The sequence below is a fragment of the Streptomyces sp. Pv4-95 genome, assembly GCF_045782725.1.
Taxonomy (GTDB): Bacteria; Actinomycetota; Actinomycetes; order Streptomycetales; family Streptomycetaceae; genus Streptomyces.
Genome location: NZ_CP127172.1, coordinates 1,258,458 through 1,274,033, shown reverse-complemented (window position 1 = coordinate 1,274,033; position 15,576 = coordinate 1,258,458). Strand labels below are relative to the sequence as shown.

The following is a 15,576-nucleotide window of genomic DNA, read 5'->3' as shown; positions in this document are numbered from 1 at the left end:
GGTGCGTGGCGGCGGACGGTCCCTCGGACGGTCCGCCGCCGGGTGCGGTCAGCCGCCGCCGGCGATGGCCCGGAGCTCGCGCGTCAGGCGCGCGACGGTCGCGTCCGTGCTCCGGCCATGGGTGAGCGCGTCATGCATCACGGCCTGCACCGCGAGGCTCACCTGGTCGTACCGCGGGCTCTTCAGGCGCGGCCTGGCCGCCAGCACGCTCCGTTGCAGGGTCGGCAGGTAGGGGAACCGCCGTACCAGCGCCGGATCGTCGTACAGCGAGGCCCACACCGGCGGCAGGGACCCCTCGGAGAGCACCCGTCGCTGGACCGGCTCGCTCGTCAGATACGAGATCAGGTCGGCAGCCGTCTTCCGGTGCCGCGACCGGGCGTTGACCGCCAGGTTGGAGCCGCCGAGCACGCTGGAGCCCTGGCCGTCGGGACCGGGCAGCGGCACCGCGCCGAACTTGCCCGCCACGTGCGACGACTTCCCGCCGGCCAGCGCGTACGCGTACGGCCAGTTGCGGAGGAACAGCAGCCGGCCGTCCTGGAACGCCCGGCGGGACTCCTCCTCCTTGAACGCCAGAGCGCGCCGCGGGATCCAGCCCTCGCGCACCCCGTCGAGAAGGAACGACAGTCCACGGCGTGCCGCGGGGGAGTCCACCGTGACCCGTGCACCCTCGTCCGCGAGCACCGTGCCGCCCGCGGACTGCACGGCCTCGACGACGTTGGCGGTCAGCCCCTCGTACGGCAGGAGCTGGCCCGCGTACCCCTCCAGGCCGTGTCGGGGCGCGACGGTTTTGGCGAGGCGCTTCAACTCGTCCCACGTACGCGGTGGTTGCTCCCCTTCCCGGTCCAGTACGTCCTTGCGGTAGTAGAGCAGGCCCGCGTTGGTCACGTAGGGGACGGCATAGAGCCGGCCCCGGAAGGTGGCGGTGTCCACCACGGGAGGGAGGAAGCGGCCCAACGGGAGCCGCCCGGCGTCGACGGGAGTGATCCACCCGTGCGCCGCGAACTCCGATGTCCATGCCACGTCGATGTTCAGGACGTCGAAGCGGTCACTGCCGGAGCGCAGCTCGGAGATCATCTGGGCCCGGACCTCATCGGCGGCGTCCGGCAGCTCGACCAGGGTCACCTTCTCCCGGGGGTGCCGGCCGTTCCAGCCGTCGAGGATGCCCCGGAGGTAGCCCGTGAGGTCCCCGCCCGTCACCAGCGTGATCGGACCGCGGCCGTCCGCGCCGCCGGCCGGCTCTCCCGCCTGCGCGCCGGCATGCCCCGCGAACAACAGGGAGCAGACCAGGAGAGCCCTCCCCGCGGCACGCTTCCACCGCATGGGATCCTCCTCGCACCAGGCGTCGCCGGACACGTACTCGACAGCCGGCCCCCTGTATACCTGTTGGACATGCGGGATACTAGACCCGCAGGAAGATACGACGGCGATCCGGATCACAGCCGGAAGAGCGCAGTTAACCGGCAACTACGGCGGTGAGGGAGAGGGAGAGCGTGCGGCTGCCACTCCTGGCGCTGTTGGTCAGCGGACCCGCACATGGCTACGAACTCAAGCAGGCTCTTGAGAACCTCCTGGGCGCGGCATACCCTCAGCCGAACGTCGGCCAGATCTACGTCACCCTCGGCAGGCTGGAGAAGGCGGGCCTGATCGAGGGAGAGGACGTCGAGCAGTCGGACCGCCCCAACAAGCGCACCTACCGGATCACCGAGGCGGGCCGCGAGACGGTCGACGCGTGGTTCGAGGAATCCACCGCGGAACCACGGGTGCGGGACGAGTTCTTCATGAAGCTCGCCCTCGCCCCCCGCACCGGGGCCGCACATCAGATCGCCCTGATCAACAAGCAGCGCCGCCACTACCTCAACACCATGCGGGATCTGTCGAAGCTCTCCGTGGGCGAGGACCCGGACAACCGGGTGGCGCACCTGCTGATCGAGGGCGCGATGCTGCATCTTCAAGCGGATCTCGACTGGTTGGAGCGCTGTCAGGAGGAGCTGGAATGAACCGGGACGAGCCGTCCGGCCCGATACTTCGGGCAGCCGGCCTGGTCAAGACCCACCGGCCGGAAGGGGCCGCCCCGGTCCACGCCGTGCGGGGTGTCGACCTGACCATCGAGCGGGGCGAATTCGTCGCCGTCACCGGGCCCTCGGGCGCCGGGAAGTCCACCCTGCTGCATCTGCTCGGCGGCCTCGACCGACCCGACAGCGGTTCCCTCTGGCTCGACGGCCGCCAGGTCGACTCCTGCAGCGAGGCCCGCTGGGCGGTACTGCGCCGCAAGCACATCGGTATCGTCTTCCAGTTCTTCAACCTGGTCTCCAACCTCAGCGTCGCCGACAACGTCGAGCTGCCCGCCCTGCTGGCCGGCAGTTCCCCGCGGCGGGCCCGCGCCGACCGCGCGGAGCTGCTCGACGAGCTGGGGCTGAAGGGCATGGAGAACCGCACGCCCGGCGAGCTGTCCGGCGGTGAGCAGCAGCGCGTCGCACTGGCCCGCGCCCTGATCAACGCCCCCGGTCTGCTGCTCGCCGACGAGCCCGCCGGCAGCCTGGACAGCAAGGGCACCCGGGAGGTGCTGCGGCTGCTCGCCCGCTTCCACCGGCGCGGCCAGACGATTCTGCTGGTCACCCACGACGCCCGGATGGCGAGCGCCGCGGACCGGGTGATCAGCTTCTTCGACGGCCAGGTCGTCGACGACGCCCACCTCGGCGGAAGCGGCGACCGTCCGCGCGCCGGGGTGGCCGACGTACTCAAGCTCAAGGGCTGACCGGCATGCGCGCAGCGGCACGCTGGAGTCACGCCCACCTCAGGGCCCACCGCGGCGCGGCGGTGCTCATCGTGCTGGCGACAGCCGGGATCACCGTCTCGCTGCTGCTTGCCACCGCACTCTTCGGCTACGCGGCCGACCCCTGGCAGCGGGTCTTCACCCAGACCTCCGGCGCGCATGTCTGGATCCACACCCAAGCCGGCGCGCCCGCGGGATCGCTGACCGCGCTGGACGAGGTGCGGGCCGCCTCCGGGCCCTTCCCCACCGTCCGCACCACGGCGAGCCTGCAGCCGGGCGGGGCCAAAGCGGCCCTGGAACTCCGCGGCGCCCCGGACCGTCCCCGGACCGCGGGCCCGCGCCTCACCGCGGGCCGCTGGCTGGACGGCGGCACCGCCGGGGGACGAGGGGCGGGCATCGTCCTGGAAAGCTCGGTGGCCCGTGCCATGTGGGCGAAGCCGGGGGACCGCCTCGCCCTCAGCGGCTTCGACCAGCCGTTGCGCGTGGTGGGCATCGCGGAGACCGCCGAGGCGGGGTTCCGCGCGGGGGAGACGCCGGGGACGGCCTGGGTGCTGCCGGGAACGCTCGTCGCGTCGGACGCCGGCCGGGAGCAACGCGGCCGCACCGTCGGACTCCAGCTCACCGACGCCGAGGACACCGACTACGTCGTCCAGCGCGCCGTCACCCGGCTCGGCTCCGACCAGATCACCGGCGTCTCGACCTGGCGGCAGGCCAAGGCCGAAGCCGAGCGGGACAACCAGCTCCTGGGGCGGCTGCTCGGCCTCTTCGGGCTCGGCGCGCTGCTCGCGGCGGCACTCGCGGTGGGCGGCGCCATCAGCACCCGGATCCGCGGACACCTCAGGGACATCGCGATCCTCAAGGCCATCGGGTTCACCCCGGGCCAGGTGGTGCGGATGTTCCTCGCCCTGCATCTCGGCTTCGCGCTGCTGGGCGTCGCGTCCGGGGCCGTCCTGACCGAGGTGCTCGGCAGCCTCGTCCCGGGCCGGATCGGGGAGGCGATGGCCCTGTGGCAGGAGCTCCCCGAGCACGCCTGGGCGCCGTTCGCCATCTCCGGGGGCGTGGTCGCCTTCATCGGCTCGGCCACCTGCCTGGCCGCCTGGCGGGCGGGGCGGGTCCCCCCGGTGCCCGTGGCCCGCGCCGCCGTGCCCCCCGGCCGCCGGATGTCCGGCACCGTGCGCAGGGCGCTCGGTCTCCGGGTCCCACCGGCCCTGGTCCTCGGCTGGCGCGGCGCCTTCCACCGCCCGCTCCGCTCCGCGGCGGCCGTCGGGCGGCTGACGGTGCCCCTGTTGATCATCACCATCGCGCTCGGCGCCTGGGCCACCCTCGACCGCTTCGCCTCCCACCCGGAGAAGGTGGGTCTGCCCGCCGCGCTCACCGTGCGTTCCGACAGCCTCGGCGACCGGGAGCTGCGTCAACTGCTCGATGGCCGGCCGGACATCACCGCCCACCCGGGTGCGGAGGTCCAGGCCCTGGTGCCGGGGCAGACCGGCACCATCACCCTGCGCGGGCTGGGCACCGACCGGCAGCCCTATCCCTACGCCCTTGCGGAGGGACGCGCCGCCCGCGGCCCGGACGAGGCCATCGCCGGGCAGGGACTGCTCGACCTGCTGGACGCCCGCGTCGGCGACTGGGTGCGGATGACGGTCGCCGGACAGCCGCACGTCCTGCATATCGTCGGCCGAGGCATCGAGCCCGCCGACGGCGGGCGGGTGATCTCCACCGGGCTCGACACCCTGCGCGAGGGGGACACCGCGCTGCGTCCGGATTTCTACCACCTGGTCCTCAAGCAGGGTGCCGACCCGGACGCGGTGCGTGACGCCCTCGTCGAGGCGTCGGCCGGCCGGCTCGAAGTGCGGGAGATCCCCAACCCGGCGGGCGGCTTCGCGCCGGTCCGTGCGGTGATCGCCGGACTGATCGCGGTGCTCGTCCTGATCGGCCTCGCGGAGCTGTCGACGACGGTCGGCGCCGCGGTGCGCGACCGCGGCCGCGACCTGCTCGCCCTCAAGGCCGTCGGGCTGACGCCGCGTCAGATCATTGCGGTGATCGTGTCCGCCACCGTGTTCGTGGTGCTGGCCGCCGCGTCCGTCGGCTCGCTGCTGGGAGTCTTCGCCTCGGAGTGGCTCATCGACCTCCAGGGGCGCAGCAGCGGCTGGGGGTCGGGTATCGCCCAGCGGCCCCCGCTGAGCGTCCTGCTGCTGGTCGGCGGCGTCTCGGTCGTGGTCGCGGCGGCCGCTTCGGTGCTGCCGGCGGCCCGGGCGGCCCGCGGCAAACTCGCCGACGCGCCCGTGGACGTGCGCTAGCGGCTGCCGCTGCGGAGGCGGGGGCGGGTGCCGGTTCGCGTTACCGGATCGGGCGCCGGCCGCGTACGGCCCAGGCACGGGCGGTGAGCGGGACGGTGCCGTCGGCGGCGCGCGGGAGGCCGGCGCGGAGGTGGTCGCGCAGCTCGGCGCGCGGTTCTTCCGCCAGGGACTTCACGTAGGCGGGCGCCGGGCCCTGTCCGCCGAGGAACGGCGCCCAGTAGTCCCCGAAGTCCTCGAACGACGTCGGCACATCGACCGCTTCGACCTGTACGTCCCGCAGGCCGGCGTCGCCGAACAGCGTGCGCAGCGGCTCGGGCCGGCACATCGGGAACCGTGCCCCTTCGTCCAGCTCGCGGGCGCGGCGGTCGAGTGCGCCGGCGGCGTCCCAGAAGCAGCGGATGAGCTGCATGCCCTCGGCGTAGTCCCAGACATAGGCGCCGACCGTGCCGCCGGGGCGGGTGGTGCGTGCCATCTCCGTCACCGCGCGGGCCGGATCGGGCAGGAAGTTCAGGACCAGGCCGCTGACGACCACGTCGGCCGCGGCGTCCGGGAACGGCAGCCGCGTGGCGTCCGCGGCCGCGAAGTGCGCCCGAGGGGTCGTGATGGTGTGGCGGGCGTAGCGCACATAGCCCTCCGAGGTGTCGACACCGGCCACTTCTTCCGGGAACGCGAGGTCCAGCACCGCCTGTGTCAACGCCCCCGTGCCGCACCCGATGTCGGACCAGCGTTCACCGGGGGGAAGGTTCAGCCAGCGCACGAAGGAAGGTGCCACCACCCGGCTCCACCGTCCCGCGTACGGCTCGTAGGCCGCGCCGTCGGCCCACACCTCGTCATCCACGCCTCGCCACCCACGCCTCGTCTTCCACGGGCGGCCGCCATTCCGCCGAGCGCCCTGATTGTCTGATGTGCGTAGATTATCCCATGGTGGCGACCGCGCGACGGCTCGCGGGCACGGGAGTGCTGAAGCACCGCGGGCGTGGGGCCCCTGAGGGCTTGCGGGCGGACATGCGACGGCGGTGCAGGGACTCCGGGAGCGGTGTGACACCGGCCGATGCGCGGCTGGGCCTTCGAGACCGGTTGCCCGGCGCCTGCCGACGAACTGCTGCCGTCGCCGCAGCCCTTGGCGCTTCGTGAGCCAACTGCCCGGGAACGGGCCGGTAGATGGCCGGGAGGCCGACGTCCGGTTCACGGCAACCGGCCACCGTGGCATTCGCCTTGGGGCCACCGTGCGGGTCGGGGTCGTCCCAGGGAGCGGCGCGGACGCCGGGAGCCCCGCGCATCGTACGGAGATCATCTGACGCTACGCTGTGTCGCCGACCGGGCGTCAGCCACGCGCTGTCGAGGAACCCCGGCGAACCGACGCACACAAGGGGTGGGGAACGACAATGATGGGACCGGCGCACTCGCTGTCCGGGGCTGCGGCCTGGCTGGGGGTGGGCGCGGCGACCGCTGCGGCCGGGCACCCGATGCCCTGGCCCGTGCTCGTCTGCGGAGCTCTGATCTGCGCCGGAGCTGCGCTCGCCCCCGACCTCGACCACAAGTCCGCGACCATCTCACGCGCCTTCGGGCCGCTGTCGAAGGGGCTCTGCGAGGTGGTCGACACCCTCTCGCACGCGGTCTACAAGGCCACCAAGATGCGCGGTGACGTCAACCGTTCCGGGGGCCACCGCACGCTCACCCATACCTGGGTGTGGGCGGTACTGGTCGGCGGCGGCATGTCGCTGCTGGCGACCCAGGGCGGCCGTTGGGCGGTGCTCGCCATTCTCTTCGTCCACATGGTGCTCGCCATCGAAGGGCTGCTCTGGCGGGCGGCGAGGGTCTCCAGCGACGTTCTGGTGTGGCTGCTGGGCGCCGCCACGGCCTGGATCCTGGCCGGCGTCCTCGACCAGCCGGGCAACGGGGCGAGCTGGCTGTTCGAGGCGCCGGGGCAGCAGTACCTCTGGCTGGGACTGCCCGTCGTGCTCGGTGCGCTGGTCCACGACATCGGCGACGCCCTGACCGTCTCCGGCTGCCCGGTCCTGTGGCCCATCCCGATAGGCCGCAAGCGCTGGTACCCGCTGGGTCCGCCCAAGGGCATGCGGTTCAAGGCCGGCAGCTGGGTGGAGCTGAAGGTGCTGATGCCGGTCTTCATGCTGCTGGGCGGCGTCGGCGGGCTGAGCGCCCTCGGCTACCTCTGACAGCCACCTCCGGCAGGAGCGTCGGAGAGGCTCTCCGACGCCCTCGCGGCGGCAGCCTCCGAACGAAGGCGCCGCGGTCCCATGGCCGCGGCGCCTTCGCGCGTCTCACCGCCGAGTTCACTGCCGGCGTCGCCAGAAGCCGTTGGCGGGCAGGCGTGGTGCGGGTTTCCGTACCGAGCATTCGGGGGTGAGCACGGTCGTTTCCCTCCCCGCGGCCGCCGAGGATGACGTCATGGCTGACAGCACGGGAATCATGGAAGCGGTGGGCTCCGAAGCAGCCGCGCGGGCAGAGGATCTGCATCGGGAGTACGGCCGAGGGGCCGGCGCCGTACGCGCGTTGCGCGGGGTGACGTTGGAGCTGCGCCCGGGCACCTTCACCGCGGTGATGGGGCCTTCCGGCTCGGGCAAGACCACGCTGCTGCACTGCCTCGCCGGGATGGACCGGCCGACTCGCGGGTCGGTCCGGTGGGGCGGTGTGGAGGTGTCCCGGCTGCCGGAGCGGCGGCTTGCCGAGCTGCGGCGCAGCCAGGTCGGCTTCGTGTTCCAGGCGTTCAACCTGATGCCGGCCATGACGGTGGCTCAGAACGTCGAGCTGCCCGGCCGGCTGGCGGGCGAGCGGGTCGGCCCGGCGGCCGTACGGGCGGCGCTGGCGCAGGTGGGCCTGGCCGGTCGCGAGCGGAACAGGCCAGGACAGCTGTCCGGCGGCCAGCAGCAGCGGGTCGCCATCGCCAGGGCACTGGTATCGCGGCCGTCGGTGTTGTTCGCGGACGAGCCCACCGGCGCGCTGGATCGCACCACCGGGCAGGAGATCCTCGGCCTGCTGCGCGACGGGGTGGACCGGCTGGGGCAGACCTGCGTCATGGTGACCCATGATCCGGTGGCGGCCGGCTACGCGGACCGGGTGGTGGTGCTGGCGGACGGCCGGATCGTCGACGACCTCGACAGGCCGACCGCGCAGGTCATCACCGACCGGCTGAGCCGGATGGGAGCATGACCGTGCTGACCTTGGCCTTCGGGCAGATAAGGCTGCGGCCGGCGGCGTTCGTCGGGCTCGCCATGGCGCTGTTCCTGGCGGTCGGCGCGGTGACGCTGTTCGGCGAGCTGATGGCCGCCGCGTTGACCGCGCCCGCCGGCCGGGAACGGGCGGCGGTGGGGCCCGGCCTGGGGCTGATCGCCGGGGCCTTCGGGGAGATCGCCGTGCTGGTGGCCTTCTTTGTCGTGGCGAACACCCTCGGCTTCGCGGTCCGCCAGCAGCACCGGGAGCTGGCCTTGTTGCGCACCGTGGCGGCCACGCCCCGGCAGGTCCGGCGGCTGGTGCGCCGGCAGGTGCTGGTGACGGTGCTGCTGGTCTCTCCGGCCGGGTGTGCGGCGGGCGCGGTGGGGGCCGGCCGGTTCCTGGACGCGCTGCTGGCACGCGAAATGGCCGCTCCTGGGAGCACCATCCCCCGCTCGCCCGTGCCGATGCTGGCGGCGGTCGCGGCCGCTCTCGGCATCGGCCTGCTGTCCGCCGCGTTCGCCGCACGCCGGATCTCGCGGATCGCACCGGCCGCGGCCATGACGGCGAGCACGGTGGAGCACGGACGGACAGGCCCGCTGCGGGTGGTGGGCGGACTGATCGTGCTGGCAGGCGGGGGCATGCTGTGCCGGCTCGTCGCGACGCAGCCGCCGGAGAAGGCCGGTCAGGCGGCGCTGCTGACGGCTCTGGTCCTGCTGGTGGCGGTCGCGTTGCTGGGGCCCCTGCTCGCCGGCGCGCTCGTGGTGGTGCTGGGCGCCCCGATCCGGGCCGTGGCCCGGCGTTCGGGATGGCTGGCCGACGGCAACCTGCGGGGCTACACCCACCGGCTGGCCGCTGCCGTGACACCGGTGGCCCTCCTGGTGGGACTGTCCTGCACCATGGTGTCCATGACCAGTACCGTCGAACAGGCGGCCCAGCGGTTGCGGGGGACGAGCCTGACGACCGTCACTTCGGCGAGCGACGTGTGGCTCCGCCAGGTCGAGCTGGCCCTGCTGGTCTGCTTCGCCGCCGTCTCGACGGTCAACACCCTGGCCGCCCTCACCGCCGACCGCCGCCGGGAGTTCGCCCTGCTCCGCCTGATCGGGGCGACGCGCCGTCAACTGTTGCGCATGCTCTGCACCGAGACGCTGCTGATCGCGGCGGTGGGTGTGGTGCTGGGTACCGCGGTCGCCGGACTCGTGGGCGGCGCGTTCCACCTGACCGTGACCGGATCCGCGCTGCCGTCCGTGCCGTTGGGCGACTACGCGTGGATCGCGGTGGGCGCGGCCGCGCTGATCGCGCCGGGCATCCTCGGCGCGGGCCTGCGCGCCGCGTCGGGCCCCGCCACGGAGCTGGTCGGAGGGCAGCGTGGCTGACCGCGAGCGCGGCCCGGCCCGCCGCCTCCGGCCCGCCGTACGCCCCGGCGACATCGCCTACGCGGTGGTCGGGCTGCCGCTCGCGATCATCGGCTGCGGTTACGTACTCGCGGCCCTCTACGCGGGCACCCTCCTGTCCCTCACCGTGCTCGGGCTGCCCCTGGCCGCCGTCGCGGTGCGCGGAGCGCGCGGACTGGGCGAGCTGCACAGGAGGTTGGCGGGCCGGCTGCTCGGGGAGGCCGTCGAGAAACCGGCGCCCCTGCCCGCGGCCCAGGGGGTGATCGCCCGGGCCCGTGTGCTGCTGACCGACCCGGTGGGCTGGCGGGCCATGCTCTATCTGGGCCTGCGGCTGCCAGTCGGCGTGCTGACCTTCGCCGTCGCCGTCGTCCTGCCGCTCGCCTGCGGATGGCTGATCGCCTTTCCCCTCTGGCTCCGGATCCTGGCGCCGGACGAGTCGCCCGAGTGGTGGCTCAGCGCAACCGGCGCGCTGCTCGGCATCGCCACGCTCCTCGTCAATCCTGCCGTGATCCGGGGGATGGCCCGGCTGAACCGCTACCTCGCCCGGCTGCTGCTCGGCCCCGCCGGGACGCAGCAGCGCCTTCAGGCGCTCGAACGGGCCCGCAGCACTCTGGTCGCGGAGAGCACCGAGAACCTGCGCCGGCTGGAGCGCGATCTGCACGACGGCACGCAGGCGGAGCTGGTCGCCATCGCCATCACCCTGTCGCTTGCCGACGACGCGTTCACCACCGGGGACAGCGCCGACCTCGACCGCCTGCGCACCCTCGTCACCCGTGCACGCGGGCAGACCGACGACGCCATCGTGAGCCTGCGGAGGCTCACCCGCGGCATCCACCCCGTGGGCCTCGACGCGGGGCTCGGCGACGCACTGCCCACCCTGACCGACGCCGGTCCCGTCCCCGTCGCCACCCGCCTGGAACTGCGGGAACGCCCCGACCCGGCGATCGAGCGGGCCGTCTACTTCTGTCTCGCCGAACTCCTGACCAACATGACCAAGCACAGCGGAGCGGACGCCGCCGCGGTCGAAATCCTCGCCGAGCGGGGCCGGGTACGGATGGTGGTGAGCGACAACGGCCGGGGCGGAGCCCGCCTCGGCGGCGGCAGCGGCCTGACCGGCCTGCGCGAGCGGCTCGCCGCGGTGGACGGCACCCTGCGGATCGTCAGCCCGGCCGGTGGGCCGACCACCGTCACCGCCGAACTGCCGTCGCGCATCTGACCGTTCGCGCAGGGGTCAGACCGCAGCGCCGCCGGTCTCGGCGAGATACGCCAGCACCGCCTTCACCCGGCGGTTGTCCGTCTCGCTCGCCGACAGGCCGAACTTGGCGAAGACCGCGGCCACATGCTTCTCCACGGCCCGCTCCGACACCACCAGCCGCGCGGCGATGGACCGGTTGGAGTGGCCCTGCGCCATCAGCTCCAGCGTCTCCCGCTCCCGTGGCGTGAGCGACTCGACCCGGCCGCGGCGCCGCCCGCGCCGCATCAGCCGGGTGACGATCTCCGGGTCGAGCGCGGTACCGCCCCCGGCCACCCGGTGCAGTGCCTCGACCAGTTCCGACGTGCGGGCGACACGCTCCTTCAGCAGATAGCCGACCCCGCCCGCACCTGCCTCCAGCAGCCGCTCGGCCCAGGCGGTCTCGACATGCTGGGAGAACACCAGGATGCCGACCTCCGGCCGGGTCGCCCGCAGTTCGACGGCAGCGCGGATGCCCTCATCGGTGAACGTGGGAGGCATCCGGACGTCGACCACGGCCACGTCGGGGCGGTGCTCGGCCACGGCCGCCAGCAGCTCTCCCGGAGTCCCGGCCGTGGCGGCGACCTCGCATCCTCTCGCCCCGAGCAGCTCCACCATGCCCTCACGCAGGATGACGGAATCCTCGGCCAGGACAACACGCAGAAGGGAGTCGGTCATCGGCCCATTATCGAGCATCCGGAGGGCGGCAACCGGTCGTTGCCGCCCCGAGCCCTCTGCGGGCACCGCGCCCTGGCAGGGCGGGCACGGAGCACCCTCAGCCGGCACCGGGCGCCGAAAGGCCCAGGAGCCGGCCGAGTTCGCCCCGGGAGGTCAGCCGTGCCAGGAACGCCAGAGCGCGGCGTAGGCACCGTCGGCGGCCACCAGGTCACGGTGGCTGCCCAGTTCGGTGATGCGGCCCTCCTCGACCACCGCGATCACATCGGCGTCATGCGCCGTGTGCAGGCGGTGCGCGATGGCCACGACCGTGCGTCCGTCCAGCACCTTGCCCAGCGAACGTTCCAGATGGCGGGCCGCCCGCGGGTCCAGCAGGGACGTCGCCTCGTCCAGCACCAGGGTGTGCGGATCGGCGAGCACCAGCCGCGCCAGCGCGATCTGCTGAGCCTGCGCCGGCGTGAGCGCATGACCACCCGAGCCGACCTCGGTGTCCAGCCCCTTCTCCAGGGCCCCGGCCCACTCCTCGGCGTCCACCGCGCCCAGTGCCGCCCACAGTTCGGCGTCGGCCGCACCGGTCCGCGCCAGCAGCAGATTGTCGCGGAGCGACCCGACGAAGACGTGGTGCTCCTGGTTGACCAGCGCCACATGACCGCGGACCCGCTCGGCGGGCATCTCGGCGAGCGCCGCCCCGCCGAGCGTGACCGTGCCCGTCCGTGGGCCGTAGATGCCCGCCAGCAGCCGTCCGAGCGTCGACTTTCCGGCACCTGACGGGCCGACCAGCGCCAGCCGGCTGCCGGGACGGACATGCAGCGAGACCTGGTGCAGGACATCGACACCCGCGCGGTAGCCGAAGCGCACGTCCTCGGCGCGTACGTCCCGGCCGACCGGGTCGGTCTCCTCGTCGGCCGCCTCCGGCTCGATCTCACGGACGCCGACGAGGCGCGCGATGGACACCTGGGCCACCTGCAACTCGTCGTACCACCGCAGGATCATGCCGATCGGCTCGGTCATCATCTGCGTCAGCAGCGCACCGGTCGTCAACTGCCCCGGCGTGAGCCAGCCGTGGAGCACGAACGCGCCGCCGAGCATCAGCACCGACCCGAGCATCAGCACATGCGTCACATTGATCACGGGGAAGAGCACCGAGCGCAGATACAGCGTGTACCGCTCCCACTGGGTCCATTCCCGCACCCGGCGCTCGGACTGGGCGACCCGGCGGGCACCGAGCCGGTGGGCCTCGATGGTGCGGCCCGCGTCCACCGTCTCGGTGAGCGCCGCGGACACCGCGGCATAGCCCGCCGCCTCCGAGCGGTAGGCGCTCGGCGCCCGCCGGAAGTACCAGCGGCAGCCGACGATCAGCAGCGGCAGCGCGATCAGCAGGGACAGCGCGAGTGGCGGCGCGGTCACGGCGAGGCCGCCGGTCAGCAGCGCGACCCACACCACCGCGATGGACAGCTGCGGCACCGCCTCGCGCATCGCGTTGGACAGCCGGTCGATGTCGGTGGTGATCCGCGACAGCAGATCGCCGGTGCCGGCCCGCTCCAGGATGCCCGGCGGCAGTGCCACGGACCGTACGAGGAAGTCCTCGCGGAGGTCCGCCAGCATCCGCTCGCCGAGCATCGCGCCCCGCAGCCGCACCATGCGGACGAACAGTGTCTGCAGGGCCAGTGCGACGGCGAACAGGGCGACGGTGCTGCCCAGTTGAAGGCTGCGGGCGCCCGCGGACAGGTCCTCGACCAGGCCGCCGAGGAGGTAGGGGCCGACCATCGAAGCGATGACCGCCGCGGCGTTCACGCCGACCAGCAGCGCGAACGCCCGCCGGTGCCGGCGGATCAGGCCACCGACGTACGCGCGGACGGTCTCCGGTGAACCGACGGGCAGTGTCGTGGCGGTCTGCGGGGCATCCGGATCGTGCTCCGGCGGCGCCAGGCCGATCATGCGATCTCCTCGATGTGCTGAGTACGGTTGATGCCGTCGATGCCCTTGCCGGCGTGGCTGCCTTCGGCCTCTTCCTCCAGGCCCGTCGTGCCGGTGCCCGTCGCCCCGGTGGCGCCGTTCGGGGCGTCCTCTTCCGTTTCGCGGGTGACGACGGCGCGGTAGCCGGGGTGCGTGCGCAGCAGTTCGCGGTGCGGGGCTTCGGCGGCGACCTTGCCGTCCTGGAGGAAGACCACCTGATCCGCGCGGTCCAGGAGCAGGGGACTGGAGCTGAGCACCACCGTCGTACGGCCCGCGCGGATCCGGCGCAGACCGTCGGCGATCCGGGCCTCCGTGTGCGAGTCGACGGCGCTGGTCGGCTCGTCCAGCACCAGGACCTCGGGATCGGTGACGAGCGAACGGGCCAGCGCCAGCCGCTGGCGCTGGCCGCCGGAGAGCGACCGGCCGCGCTCGGTGATGCGGGTGCGCATCGGGTCGCCGGAGTCGTCGACGGACGCCTGCGCCAACGAGGCCAGCACATCGCCGCATTGGGCAGCGGCCAGCGCCTCCGCGGCCTCCACGCGCCCGGAGGCCGGGACGTCGAGGAGTTCGTGGAGGGTGCCGGAGAGCAGCACCGGGTCCTTGTCCTGCACGAGCACGGCGGCCCGGGCGGCATCGCGCGGGAGGTCGTCCAGCGGAGTGCCGCCAAGGAGGACGGACGGCATCGCGGCGCAGAGGTCCGCCGGTTCCGCGGGCTTGTCCCCTTCACTTTCAGTGCACGGACCGGTGGCCGCCGCCGCATCTGCCCCACTACGAACCCTGGGGATCGCGCGGGCCGTGGGTGTCCCGCGGGCCCTGCGCGCGGACGTGCGGTTCTCGGCGGGCTCGGCGGAGTCGGCGGCCGCCGTGGTCGTGACGGTCTCGTCCCCCTCCTGGTCCGCGGGGTGGCCGCCGAGGCGTTCGGCGAGCCGGCCCGCCGCGTCGGGGTCCCCGCAGACCACGGCGGTCAGCCGGCCCGAGACGGCGGTGAGTCCGCTGACCGGGTCGTGCAGGTCGCCGGCCGGCGGCCCGTGGTCGTGGAGCCGGCCGCCGGCCGGCCGGCTCAGCGCCAGCACCCGGGCCGCACGCTTCGCCGACGGCCTGGAGAAGGAGTAGGCCATGGCGATCTCTTCGATGTGCCGAATCGGGTAGAGCAGGAAGACGACCGCGCTGTAGACGGTGACGAGTTCGCCGACCGCGATCCGGCCGTCGAGAGCGAGCCGGGCGCCGTACCAGACCACCACGATGAGCAGCAGGCCCGGCAGCGCCACCTGCACCGCCGAGATCAATGACCACATCCGCGCGCTGCGGACGGCGGCCTTGCGGACCTCTTGGGAGGCGCTGCGGTAGCGGCCGAGGAACAGCTCCTCGCCCCCGATGCCGCGCAGTACGCGCAGTCCGGCGACGGTGTCGGAGGCCAGCTCGGTGGCCCGGCCGGCCTTCTCCCGCTGGGCGTCGGCGCGGCGGGTGGCCGGCGGCAGCAGCGGGAGCACGGCGAGCGCAAGGACCGGTACGCCGATGGCCACGACGATGCCCAGCGCCGGCTGGTAGAGGACCAGGGCCACGCAGACGCCGACCGAGGTCAGGGCCGCCGCACCGCAGCGGGAGATCGCCTCGACGAACCAGCCGATCTTCTCCAGGTCGCCGGTGCTGACGGCGACGATCTCGCCGGCCGCCACGCGCCGGGTCATGGCCGCACCCAGTTCCGTCGTCTTGCGGGCGAGCAGTTGCTGCACCCGGGCGACGGAGGTGATCCAGTTGGTGACGGCCGAGCGGTGCAGCATGGTGTCGCCGAGCGAGACGAGTACTCCCAGGAGCGCCATCAGTCCGCCGGCCAGCATCAGTTTGCCGCCGGAGCGGTCCACCACGGCCTGCACGGCGATGCCCACGGGCAGGGGAAAGGCCGCCACGGATCCGGTGTGCACCAAGCCCCACAGAAGAGCCTTGGTCTGCCCGCCGAGCTGCTGTCTGTAGAGCCACCGGAGGAAGGTGCCGCCCGTACGGACGTCCGGGGTGCCGGGGTCGGGGTGGGGCAGGTCGCGAATGCGCATGATGTCCAAAGGCGTGGTCGTGGCGGGC

The 15,576-nt window shown here is 73.4% G+C and carries 12 protein-coding genes; 7 read left to right on the top strand and 5 right to left on the bottom strand.

Features of this window, described 5'->3' with window-relative positions; all coding sequences use genetic code 11:
- Window positions 1-48 precede the first annotated feature (48 nt).
- Window positions 49-1,320, bottom strand: a complete 1,272-nt coding sequence (locus QOM21_RS05890) for an ABC transporter substrate-binding protein (RefSeq protein ID WP_407548671.1) — start codon at window positions 1,318-1,320, stop codon at window positions 49-51.
- A 170-nt stretch (window positions 1,321-1,490) separates the two neighbouring features.
- Between QOM21_RS05890 and QOM21_RS05885 the strand changes: the two genes are divergently transcribed.
- From QOM21_RS05885 to QOM21_RS05875, 3 genes are read left to right on the top strand one after another with little or no spacing between them, the layout of a single operon-like run.
- Complete coding sequence (locus QOM21_RS05885) at window positions 1,491-1,997, top strand: PadR family transcriptional regulator (protein WP_407548670.1); 507 nt, start codon at window positions 1,491-1,493, stop codon at window positions 1,995-1,997.
- Complete coding sequence (locus QOM21_RS05880) at window positions 1,994-2,755, top strand: ABC transporter ATP-binding protein (protein ID WP_407548669.1); 762 nt, start codon at window positions 1,994-1,996, stop codon at window positions 2,753-2,755. The genes QOM21_RS05885 and QOM21_RS05880 overlap by 4 nt, the downstream gene beginning before the upstream one ends.
- A 5-nt stretch (window positions 2,756-2,760) precedes the next feature.
- Window positions 2,761-5,073 (top strand): ABC transporter permease, encoded by a 2,313-nt coding sequence (locus QOM21_RS05875; protein WP_407548668.1) that lies wholly within the window; start codon window positions 2,761-2,763, stop codon window positions 5,071-5,073.
- A 40-nt stretch (window positions 5,074-5,113) separates the two neighbouring features.
- Here QOM21_RS05875 and QOM21_RS05870 read toward each other — a convergent pair whose 3' ends face one another.
- Window positions 5,114-5,911, bottom strand: coding sequence for a class I SAM-dependent methyltransferase (locus QOM21_RS05870; RefSeq protein ID WP_407548667.1), 798 nt, complete (start codon window positions 5,909-5,911; stop codon window positions 5,114-5,116).
- A 547-nt stretch (window positions 5,912-6,458) separates the two neighbouring features.
- On the opposite strand from QOM21_RS05870, the gene QOM21_RS05865 reads away from it, so the two are divergent.
- The 4 genes from QOM21_RS05865 (at window position 6,459) to QOM21_RS05850 (ending at window position 10,854) form a co-directional block, all read left to right on the top strand.
- A complete protein-coding gene (locus tag QOM21_RS05865) occupies window positions 6,459-7,250 on the top strand; it encodes a metal-dependent hydrolase (RefSeq protein WP_393891432.1) in 792 nt (263 codons plus the stop codon).
- 232 nt (window positions 7,251-7,482) lie between these two features.
- Window positions 7,483-8,244 carry an ABC transporter ATP-binding protein gene (locus tag QOM21_RS05860; protein WP_407548666.1) on the top strand — a complete coding sequence of 254 codons (762 nt, stop codon included), beginning with the start codon at window positions 7,483-7,485 and terminating at the stop codon, window positions 8,242-8,244.
- Window positions 8,241-9,620, top strand: coding sequence for an FtsX-like permease family protein (locus QOM21_RS05855; RefSeq protein ID WP_407548665.1), 1,380 nt, complete (start codon window positions 8,241-8,243; stop codon window positions 9,618-9,620). Before QOM21_RS05860 ends, QOM21_RS05855 begins: the two co-directional genes overlap by 4 nt.
- Window positions 9,613-10,854 (top strand): sensor histidine kinase, encoded by a 1,242-nt coding sequence (locus QOM21_RS05850; protein WP_407548664.1) that lies wholly within the window; start codon window positions 9,613-9,615, stop codon window positions 10,852-10,854. Before QOM21_RS05855 ends, QOM21_RS05850 begins: the two co-directional genes overlap by 8 nt.
- A 15-nt stretch (window positions 10,855-10,869) precedes the next feature.
- Here the strand turns inward: QOM21_RS05850 and QOM21_RS05845 are convergent, their stop codons facing one another.
- The 3 genes from QOM21_RS05845 to QOM21_RS05835 form a co-directional block, all read right to left on the bottom strand.
- Window positions 10,870-11,547: a response regulator gene (locus QOM21_RS05845; protein WP_407548663.1), complete on the bottom strand. Its 678-nt coding sequence runs from the start codon at window positions 11,545-11,547 to the stop codon at window positions 10,870-10,872.
- 153 nt (window positions 11,548-11,700) lie between these two features.
- Window positions 11,701-13,482: an ABC transporter ATP-binding protein gene (locus tag QOM21_RS05840; RefSeq protein WP_407548662.1), complete on the bottom strand. Its 1,782-nt coding sequence runs from the start codon at window positions 13,480-13,482 to the stop codon at window positions 11,701-11,703.
- Window positions 13,479-15,548, bottom strand: coding sequence for an ABC transporter transmembrane domain-containing protein (locus tag QOM21_RS05835; RefSeq protein ID WP_407548661.1), 2,070 nt, complete (start codon window positions 15,546-15,548; stop codon window positions 13,479-13,481). Before QOM21_RS05835 ends, QOM21_RS05840 begins: the two co-directional genes overlap by 4 nt.
- Window positions 15,549-15,576: the final 28 nt, after the last annotated feature.

Coding starts and splice junctions, on each gene's coding strand:
- QOM21_RS05890 (WP_407548671.1), bottom strand. CDS start 1,320: ATGCGGTGGAAGCGTGCCGCGGGGAGGGCTCTCCTGGTCTGCTCCCTG.
- QOM21_RS05880 (WP_407548669.1), top strand. CDS start 1,994: ATGAACCGGGACGAGCCGTCCGGCCCGATACTTCGGGCAGCCGGCCTG.
- QOM21_RS05875 (WP_407548668.1), top strand. CDS start 2,761: ATGCGCGCAGCGGCACGCTGGAGTCACGCCCACCTCAGGGCCCACCGC.
- QOM21_RS05865 (WP_393891432.1), top strand. CDS start 6,459: ATGATGGGACCGGCGCACTCGCTGTCCGGGGCTGCGGCCTGGCTGGGG.
- QOM21_RS05860 (WP_407548666.1), top strand. CDS start 7,483: ATGGCTGACAGCACGGGAATCATGGAAGCGGTGGGCTCCGAAGCAGCC.
- QOM21_RS05855 (WP_407548665.1), top strand. CDS start 8,241: ATGACCGTGCTGACCTTGGCCTTCGGGCAGATAAGGCTGCGGCCGGCG.
- QOM21_RS05845 (WP_407548663.1), bottom strand. CDS start 11,547: ATGACCGACTCCCTTCTGCGTGTTGTCCTGGCCGAGGATTCCGTCATC.
- QOM21_RS05840 (WP_407548662.1), bottom strand. CDS start 13,482: ATGATCGGCCTGGCGCCGCCGGAGCACGATCCGGATGCCCCGCAGACC.
- QOM21_RS05835 (WP_407548661.1), bottom strand. CDS start 15,548: ATGCGCATTCGCGACCTGCCCCACCCCGACCCCGGCACCCCGGACGTC.